The organism is Neoroseomonas rubea (genome assembly GCF_016106015.1).
Classification (GTDB): domain Bacteria; phylum Pseudomonadota; class Alphaproteobacteria; order Acetobacterales; family Acetobacteraceae; genus Neoroseomonas; species Neoroseomonas rubea.
On the sequence record NZ_JACADQ010000180.1, the window covers coordinates 1 to 7,858 of the forward strand.

Genomic DNA, 7,858 nt, shown 5'->3' on the forward strand with positions numbered 1-7,858 from the left:
TGCCGGTGCGGCGCGCAAGCGCCTGACGGCCGCGCGCCCCCTGGGGAAAGCCTGAGGCGCGCCCGGCCCGCGAAGCGGCCGGGCGTGCAACCCGAAGGCGGACGCCGCCGGCCGCGGATGCGATGCCGGCCGCCGGGTTCAGCCGCGCCGCTGCGGTTCCCGCGACAGGCCGCGCGCGCCGAGTTCCGCGACGTAGGTCGCCCAGCGCGCCTCCTGCTCCTCCCCCAGTGTGCGGAGATAGGCCCAGGAGTAGATGCCCGTGTCGTGCAGGTCGTCGAACACGATCCGCACGGCGTAGTTGCCCACCGCCTCCACGCGCAGGATGCCGACATGGCGGCGCCCGGCGACGATCACCTTCTGGCCGGGGCCATGGCCCTGCACCTCGGCGCTCGGGCTTTCCACGCGCAGGTATTCGGCCGGCAGGCGGAAACGGGCGCCGTCGGGGAAGGCGACGTCGATCGCCTGCTCGGCGCGCTTGAGGCGGATCTCGGTCGGCGCGGCCGACATGGTTCTCAGCCGTTCAGCTTGCGTGCCTCGTCCGGCAGCATGATCGGGATGCCGTCGCGGATGGGGTAGGCGAGGCCGGCGCGCTCGCTGACCAGCTCGCCCTTCTCCCGGTCGTAGCGCAGCGGTCCCTTGGTCACGGGGCAGACCAGGATCTCGAGCAGCCGCGGGTCGATCGCTTCGGGGTGGGTCTCGGGCACGTTCGGCGCCTCCTTGTCGATGCGGGCGCGTCGGCCCGCCGGGATGTTCAGCTCGGCCGGCCTTCGGGCGGCGGGGCGTTGGCGGCGGCCCCCATGCGCATCAGCGCGACCAGCATGCGCGCCCGCTCGCCGCCATCGGGGGCTTCGAGCAGCGCCTGCTTCTCCGGCACATCGAAGGGGCAGACCATGGACAGGGTGGTGACGAGCGTGGCGTCGGCCATCTGCTCCACCGCCTCCCAATTCGCGTCGATCCCGCGCGCACGGAAATAGGGGCGGAGCGCACCGAGCAGCTCCTCCCGGTCGAAGACGGGCGTGGGCCCGTCCAGCAGCAGGTCGCGCGAGAAGGCGCCGTAGTCCGCCCGCACGCGCCGGTAGCCGCCCTCGGCGAGCGGCAGTTCCTCGGCGATGCGGAAGCGGATCAGGCCGGTCAGCGTGATCAGCAGACGCCCGTCATCCGTCTCGCTGAAGGATGACAGCCGCCCCAGGCAGCCGGTGCGATAGAGCCCCGGCCCGGTCGCCCCGCGCGGCGCGCGCGGGTCGGCCTGCACCATGCCGAAGACGCGTCCGTTCGCCAGGCTGTCGAGCGTCATGGCGAGATACCGCGGCTCGAAGATGTTGAGCGGCAGCCGCCCCTGCGGCAGCAGCAGCGCGCCGGAGAGCGGGAAGACCGCGATCTCCTCCGGCAGGTCCGCCAGCCGAGGGTGGAAGGGCGCCATGCGGCGGTCAGCTGAACAGCAGGGTCGAAAGCTTGCGCCGGCCGGCCTTGCTCGCCGGGTCGTCGAAGCCCCAGGCCTCGAAGAACTTGAGCAGCTGCTTGCGCGCCGCCTCCTCGTTCCAGGCGCGGTCGCGGCGGATCGCCTCGATCAGCGCATCGACGGCGCCGTCGCGGTCGCCGGCGGCGTTGAGCGCGGTGGCGAGTTCGATCCGCGCGGCGTGGTCGTCCGGGTCGGCGGCGATGCGGCCTTCGAACTCGGCGCGCATCTCCCGCGCGCGGCGGCCCTCGACCTCGAGCTCGATGGCGCTGCGGGCGGCGGTGATCTCGGCCGCCTCCCTGATCTTGTCGGGCACGTTGTCGAGCACGGCCTTCGCCTGCTCATCCTCCCCCAGCGCGAGCAGGGCGCGGGCGACGCCGGCGAAGGCCTTGGCGTTCTCCGGTTCCTGCTGGGCGAGCGCGCCGTACAGTTCGAGCGCAGCGGCATGGTCGCCCTGCGCGACGGCGGCTTCGGCTTCGGCCAGCAGGTCGGCGCCGGGCATCTGCCCGCCGGCGGCCTTGAGCAGCCCCTCGATGAAGCGCTTCACCTCGGATTCCGGCAGCGCGCCCTGGAACAGGTCCAGGATCTGGCCCTGCCAGAAGGCGACGACGGTCGGCACGGATTGCAGCGGCAGGCCCATCTGCGTGAGCTGGGCGACCAGCTGGCGGTTCTTGTCGATGTCGACCTTGACCAGCCGCACGCGGCCGCCCGCGGCGCGGACCACCTTTTCCAGCGCCGGGGTCAGCGTCTTGCAGGGGCCGCACCAGGTCGCCCAGAAATCGACCAGGACTGGGACCTCGCGGGAGGCCTGGACGACGTCCTGCATGAAGGTCTTCTGGTCGCCGTCCTTGATGACGTCGTCGCCGGCCGCGCCGGGGCCGGCTTGTCGGGCGGGGTCGAACAGGACTTCCATGGCGGGCATTCCTCTAGTCTTTGCGAATAGATGCGTCGCCGCGCCGGTTCGGCAAGCGGCAACGCCGTTCCGGGGGACATACGCCGGGCCCGGCCGCCGGTCGAGGCGCCCGGTCAGCCGAGGTCGAGCAGCGTGGCGGGATGCCCCAGCCCGGCCAGGAAGCCCAGCAGGTCCGCCGGCGCGAGGCCCGTGCTGGCGGCATTGGTCAAGGGATGCACCCAGATGCGGTCGAAGCCTTCGGCCAGGTGCCGGTCCATCACGAAGCGCACGCTGCCAGGCGCGGCGTTGACCAGGCCGAAGGGCGTCACCGACCCGGGCGGGACGCCGAGGGTCGCCATCAACTCCTCGGCACTCGCCATGCGGACCTTGCCGGCATCGGCGATGCGGGCCAGCGCGTTGATCGAGACCTGCCGTTCCTCCTCGAGCGTGGCGAGGAGGAAGGGCCCCTCCCCCTTCGCCGGCTTGAGGAACAGGTTCTTGGTGTGCCCGCCCGGCAGTTCGCCGCGCAGGTCCCGGCTTTCCGCCACGGTGAAGACGGGCGGGTGGTGGCGCGTCTCGGCCGCGATTCCGGCCGCCGCGAGGCGGGCGAGCAGCCCTTCCGGCGTCTCGGCCATTCAGTCGAGGCGGATGTTGTTGGCGCGCACCACGCCGGCCCAGACCTCGATCTCGGCATCCAGCCAGGCGCGGAAGCTGGCGGGCCCCTCCACCTTGTTGACGGCGCCGAGGGCGGTGATGCGCTCGGCCGTCGCGGGCACGGCCATGGCGGCGCGCAGGTCGGTGGCGAGGCGGTTGACCATGGGGGCCGCGGTACCGCCCTGCGCCAGCACGCCCTGCCAGGTGCCCGACTGCGCCGCGGGCCAGCCGAGTTCGGCGAAGGTCGGCACGTCGGGGAAATCCGCCAGCCGCGCCGGGCCGGTCACCGCGATCGGGCGCAGCGTGCCCTGCTTGCAGAAGGGGGCGGTGGCGGTGGCACCGTTGATGATCATCTGCGCCTCCCCCGCCGCGACGGCGGTCAGCGCGGCCGCACCGCCGCGATAGGGCACCTGCGTCAGGTCCGCGCCCCAATGCTGGGTGAGCAGCAGGCCGGTGAGGTGGTTGCCCACGCCGATGCCGGCATGGCCGACATTGACCCGGTTCGGATTGGCCTTGGCATACGCCACGAGTTCCGCCGCGTTGCGCGCGGGGACCGAAGGATGCACCGCGAGGATGTAGGGCGCGTAGATCAGCATGGTGACCGGGGCGAGGTCCCGCTTCAGGTCGAAGGGCAGGCGCGTGTAGAGCGAGGGCGCCGTCGCCAGCGTCGAGACGTCGATCAACAGCAGCGTGTGCCCGTCCGGCGCCGATTTCGCCACCAGGTCGGCGCCGATGTTCCCGCCTGCGCCGGTGCGGTTTTCCACCACCACGTTCTGGCCGAAGGACTGCGTCAGCGCGGGCGCGAGCAGCCGGGCGAGGATGTCCGAGGTGCCCCCGGGGGCGAAGGGCACGACGATGCGCACGGGCCGGTCGAGCGGCTGGGCGGCGGCGGGCCGGGCCGCGGGCAGGGCAAGGGCGCCGGCGGCGGCGCCGAGGAGCGTGCGACGGTTCATGGTGGTCTGTTTCCTCCCGGCGGTGTGCCGTTGGGCGGCAGGATCGCGCCGGCGCGGCGGGCGTGTCGAGGGGGCGCTCCGGCGGGTTGCGCGGGGTGGGTTGCAATCCCCCGCGACCCGTGCCATTAGCGCCGCCCGCACGGAGCGCGGGCGTAGCTCAGGGGTAGAGCACGACCTTGCCAAGGTCGGGGTCGAGGGTTCGAATCCCTTCGCCCGCTCCAACCTTCTCTCTAACAACCTGTCTCTCCTGGTTCTGGCACCGCGCTGAGGCGCAGGTTTGGCCAGGGTTCGCGCGTGGACCTTGATGGTTCGACGGCGCAACCAGCGCCGATCTTCGGCCGGAGAGAGCCGAATGTCTCCGAACCTTGAGGGTAGGCCGATTTCACCCTCAAGCTTAAGTCATTGAAATTCGGCCTTATTTTTCAGGGTATGCCGGCGGAATTCAGTAATGCGATCGCCCCAACAGCCTCGGCGCCGGCAGCTGGTTCGACGGCATCGGCTCCTGGCTCGGCGGGCTGTTCCGGGCCGAGGGCGGGCCAGTCGCGGCCGGCCAGCCCTACATCGTCGGCGAGCGCGGCCCCGAATGGTTCGTGCCGGATCGCGGCGGGACTGTGCTGCCCAACGGCATGGTGCCCGGCGGCCCGGTCATCCAGCAGACCATCAACATCGACGCGCGCGGCGCCGATGCCGGCGTTGAGACGCGGCTGCGGCTGCTCGCGGGCCAGATCGCACGGCAGGCCTCGGCCATGACGCTCGACGCGATCCGCCGCGGCGGCAGCGCCTACGAGACGGTGCGCGGATGACCGAATACGCCTGGCCCGAGGCGCTGCGCCCGACGCGGCTGACCTTCTACCTGCAGCACAACACCACGCGCTTCGTCTCGCCGGTCACGCGCGCCACCCAGGTGCTGCGGCGCGAGGGTGCGCGCTGGGTGGCGCAGGCGACCTTCGACCCGCTCGACCGCGTGCGCGCGGGACTCCTCGAAGGGCTGCTCGCCGCGCTGGCCGGCTCGGTGAACACGGTCCGCATCTGGGACTGGCGGCGGGAGTTCCGCACGGGCGACCCGCGCACGCAAGGCGACGTGCCCACGGGCCCCTTCTCCTTCAACGATGCGACGATCTTCACGGACGGCACCGGCCTGGTGGTCGGCTCCGGAAGCCCATCGCTGGCGACCGGTGCGCCGCGCGGGGCGCTTGCCATCCAGACCCAGGGCTGGTGGCCGAACGGCATTGCGGTCGGCGCCGGCGACCTGATCGGCCTGGCGGGGCGGCTGCATATCGCGACCGAGACCGTCACCGCCTCCGGCGCCGGCACCGCCACCGTCCCGATCGCGCCACCGCTGCGCGAGGCGCTGCTGATCCACCAGCCGCTGGTGCTGACCAAGCCCACCGTCGCCATGCGCCTGGTCTCCGACGACGAGGCCGCCAACCCGACCCGGCCGGGGCGCTTCACGGCGATCACCATCCGCCTCGAGGAGGCGCTGTAGTGTCCTACTTCTGCGCCAATCAATCACAGGAAACGGATCGACTATGAGCAGATACCTGCACTGGTCCCGACGGACCGGCGCGGGTGTATGCGCGCACCTGGGCTACACCAGAGCACTCGCCTCCATCGCGCGGAAGGGCGCCCTCCACACTGTCACGATCCGCACGTTGCTCGAAGTACTCCCGCACCCGCGCTCGCCATTCCGCATGCCCGGGCGCGTTGGAGTTGCGGTACGGGACCGAGCCGATGGCGGCTCGCACGTCGAACTCGGACCACTCCTGCGGCGGTGTTTCGGCGAGACGGGCCAGCGTGGCAGCCTCGCGTTGCCGAGGCGTGCCGGCGCGCTCCGAGAAGGCCACACTGAATCGCTCATCGCCGAATTGGTAGGAACTCGCTGAGGGAATATCAGTTGGCCATGCAACGGGCAGGGTCCGGTTCAGGCCGCGCCGCGCCCGCGGCTCGGTCCAGCCTTGAGGAAGCCACACAGGCGTTCCGTCGGCACCGCTGCCGCCAGCGCTGACTGCACTGTCGATCGCCGCCCGAGCAAGGCGGACAACGTCCTCGTAGCTGCGGGCCTCCGCTCCGATGGCGAGGCCGATCGCATTGTTGTGGTCGTCCATTCTTCGAAGATGGGCAGGGTGGCTGCGGAAATGTGTCCCCAGCACCTCGTTGGCGGTGACAATGCCGAACGCCGTGGCCCAACCGAACCGGCGGCGCAATTCCGCAGTACCGACGATATGTCGATATGCGTCGGCGGGCCCGTCATAGAACCCTGGCAGGGGAGAAGCAGCCGCTTCGGCTTCCGCTGCTTCCTGGACCGACCGCCAGAACATGAAACCGCTCATACGAATGCCTCCTCGCTGATGAGCGAGGCGACCGCCTCACTCGAAGTGACAGGTCCACCAGAACGGTGAGAGCGCGTCGGTCGTCTCCGGTGGGAGCGCACGACCTGCTGCGTCAATGCGCAGGACATAAAGGCAGCGCCTGTGGTCAGTCTGTCGCATCGTTCGCGAAACCGAAGTGCGACCCTCGCTCGTCTCCCAGGACACCGACAGGGTCGGTTCGAACGCTCTCGTTCTGAGGGGCGTGAACGTCGCGTAGGTCGGCGCAGCGCCTGGACCCCAGTTCGGCCGCGGTAGTACCTCTCGATCGTCGTAGGTCACGCGCACGCGAAGAAGCGGCGTGTCGGACACCAACACGAGTTGCGCTTCATTCGGGCCGAAGAACTCATCGATGAGATCGCGGACCGGCGGGATAGCCCATCCCGTGACGAGAAGGGCGTAGACGCCAACGATCCCCAACAGGACGCGTGTCGTCCGTTGCTCTCCATCAGATGCCACGAACCGCTCCAGAAAGAACGATATAATTCCTATGGCGCGAAGGTGCCCGCAAGGAAAGCCGGACCTGCCGCTGCTCCGCAAAGGATAGACGAAGGAGGAGGGAAATGTCCGATGGCAATGGCACCCCGCGGCGGTCGCTGCATGCGGCTTCGTCCGCGACCTCGCCGGTCGCGGCCCCGGTGGTGCTGGTCGAGCTCGACTTCGCCTCCGGCCCCTTCCGAGCCTGGACCGGGCTCGGCCCGCTGAACTGGGCGGGAAAGGTCTTCGAGGGCGTCGGCTCGATCGGCGCGGTCGGCGAGGTCGAGGAGACGGTCGAGCTGCGCGCCGTGCGGCTGACGCTGGCGCTCTCGCCGGTGCCGCAGGAGGTGGTGGACATCGCCCTCGCCGAGCGCAGCTTCCGGCTGCGGCCGGCCCGGCTCTGGGGCGCGCTGCTCGACGCGGAGGGCGCCTTCGTCGCGGACCCGTTCCCGCTCTGGGCGGGGCTGATGGACACGATGGAGGTGACCGACGGCGCCGAGCCGCGCGTCGCGCTCACCTGCGAGAGCCGGCTCGTCGACCTCGAGCGCGCCGAGGTGCGTCGCTACACCTGTGGTCCTGACCCTCGAAACTGGTCCAGCGGGAGGGCAAGTTTTTGGGCACTGTGAACCCCTGAGGAGGGGGTGGTGCCATGAAGCAAAAACGATCCACGGATGAGCAGATCGCCTTTGCCTTGAGGCAGGCGGAGAGCGGCACGGCGGTGGCCGAGATCTGCCGCAAGCTCGGCGTATCCGAGGCGAGTTTCTACCTGTATGGACTGCTCCCCTTGCGCAAGCGTCCTGTGGGCTGGGTGTGACGGCCAGTTTGCGTACCTGTATCCGGCGTCTCGAGGTTGCCCCCGGCGCCCGAATGGCAAGTCCGCACGCGCGGGCCTCAACCGATGGCCGGCCTATGGTTGGCCGCGATAGAAGCCAGGCTCTCCACGCGTCGGCTTGATGACCTGTTGCCCATTCCCTCGTGACGCTCGCAACGCTGGTGGCAAGGACCTATGCGGCTGCTGGCCGCTGGTACTCCTCACCCTTCGCCAGGAGCGACCAGATGA

At 70.5% G+C, this 7,858-nt stretch carries 10 protein-coding genes, 1 tRNA gene and 1 pseudogene; 5 read left to right on the plus strand and 7 right to left on the minus strand.

All coding sequences use genetic code 11. From position 1 onward, the window contains the following. Positions 1-138: 138 nt before the first annotated feature. The 6 genes from HW577_RS15885 to HW577_RS15910 form a co-directional block, all read right to left on the minus strand. The gene (locus HW577_RS15885) at positions 139-507 is read right to left on the minus strand and encodes a gamma-butyrobetaine hydroxylase family protein (RefSeq protein ID WP_198377132.1); all 369 of its coding nucleotides are present in this window, start codon (positions 505-507) and stop codon (positions 139-141) included. A gap of 5 nt (positions 508-512) precedes the next feature. Beyond that, positions 513-704, minus strand: a complete 192-nt coding sequence (locus HW577_RS15890; RefSeq protein ID WP_198377133.1) for a Trm112 family protein — start codon at positions 702-704, stop codon at positions 513-515. Positions 705-751: 47 nt separating this feature from the next. Continuing rightward, positions 752-1,420 carry an LON peptidase substrate-binding domain-containing protein gene (locus HW577_RS15895; RefSeq protein ID WP_198377134.1) on the minus strand — a complete coding sequence of 223 codons (669 nt, stop codon included), beginning with the start codon at positions 1,418-1,420 and terminating at the stop codon, positions 752-754. 7 nt (positions 1,421-1,427) lie between these two features. Further along, a complete protein-coding gene (locus HW577_RS15900) occupies positions 1,428-2,369 on the minus strand; it encodes a tetratricopeptide repeat protein (RefSeq protein WP_198377135.1) in 942 nt (313 codons plus the stop codon). Positions 2,370-2,482: 113 nt separating this feature from the next. Next, complete coding sequence (locus HW577_RS15905; RefSeq protein ID WP_198377136.1) at positions 2,483-2,983, minus strand: prolyl-tRNA synthetase associated domain-containing protein; 501 nt, start codon at positions 2,981-2,983, stop codon at positions 2,483-2,485. Continuing rightward, entirely contained in the window at positions 2,984-3,955 is a 972-nt protein-coding gene (locus HW577_RS15910) for a Bug family tripartite tricarboxylate transporter substrate binding protein (RefSeq protein WP_198377137.1), read from the minus strand. Positions 3,956-4,101: 146 nt separating this feature from the next. On the opposite strand from HW577_RS15910, the gene HW577_RS15915 reads away from it, so the two are divergent. The 3 genes from HW577_RS15915 to HW577_RS15925 all read left to right on the plus strand — a co-directional run bounded on the left by HW577_RS15915 (position 4,102) and on the right by HW577_RS15925 (position 5,441). Beyond that, positions 4,102-4,176: transfer RNA gene (locus tag HW577_RS15915), tRNA-Gly, on the plus strand. A gap of 369 nt (positions 4,177-4,545) precedes the next feature. Beyond that, positions 4,546-4,758, plus strand: coding sequence for a hypothetical protein (locus HW577_RS26590; protein ID WP_232474980.1), 213 nt, complete (start codon positions 4,546-4,548; stop codon positions 4,756-4,758). Then, positions 4,755-5,441 carry a hypothetical protein gene (locus HW577_RS15925; protein ID WP_198377138.1) on the plus strand — a complete coding sequence of 229 codons (687 nt, stop codon included), beginning with the start codon at positions 4,755-4,757 and terminating at the stop codon, positions 5,439-5,441. The genes HW577_RS26590 and HW577_RS15925 overlap by 4 nt, the downstream gene beginning before the upstream one ends. A gap of 19 nt (positions 5,442-5,460) precedes the next feature. Here the strand turns inward: HW577_RS15925 and HW577_RS15930 are convergent, their stop codons facing one another. Then, positions 5,461-6,285: a hypothetical protein gene (locus tag HW577_RS15930; protein ID WP_198377139.1), complete on the minus strand. Its 825-nt coding sequence runs from the start codon at positions 6,283-6,285 to the stop codon at positions 5,461-5,463. A gap of 599 nt (positions 6,286-6,884) precedes the next feature. Here HW577_RS15930 and HW577_RS15935 point away from each other — a divergent pair. After that, positions 6,885-7,424 carry a hypothetical protein gene (locus tag HW577_RS15935; protein WP_198377140.1) on the plus strand — a complete coding sequence of 180 codons (540 nt, stop codon included), beginning with the start codon at positions 6,885-6,887 and terminating at the stop codon, positions 7,422-7,424. Between the two features lie 23 nt (positions 7,425-7,447). Continuing rightward, positions 7,448-7,564 (plus strand): annotated as a pseudogene (locus HW577_RS15940) (transposase); the annotation flags it as partial. Positions 7,565-7,858 lie beyond the last annotated feature (294 nt).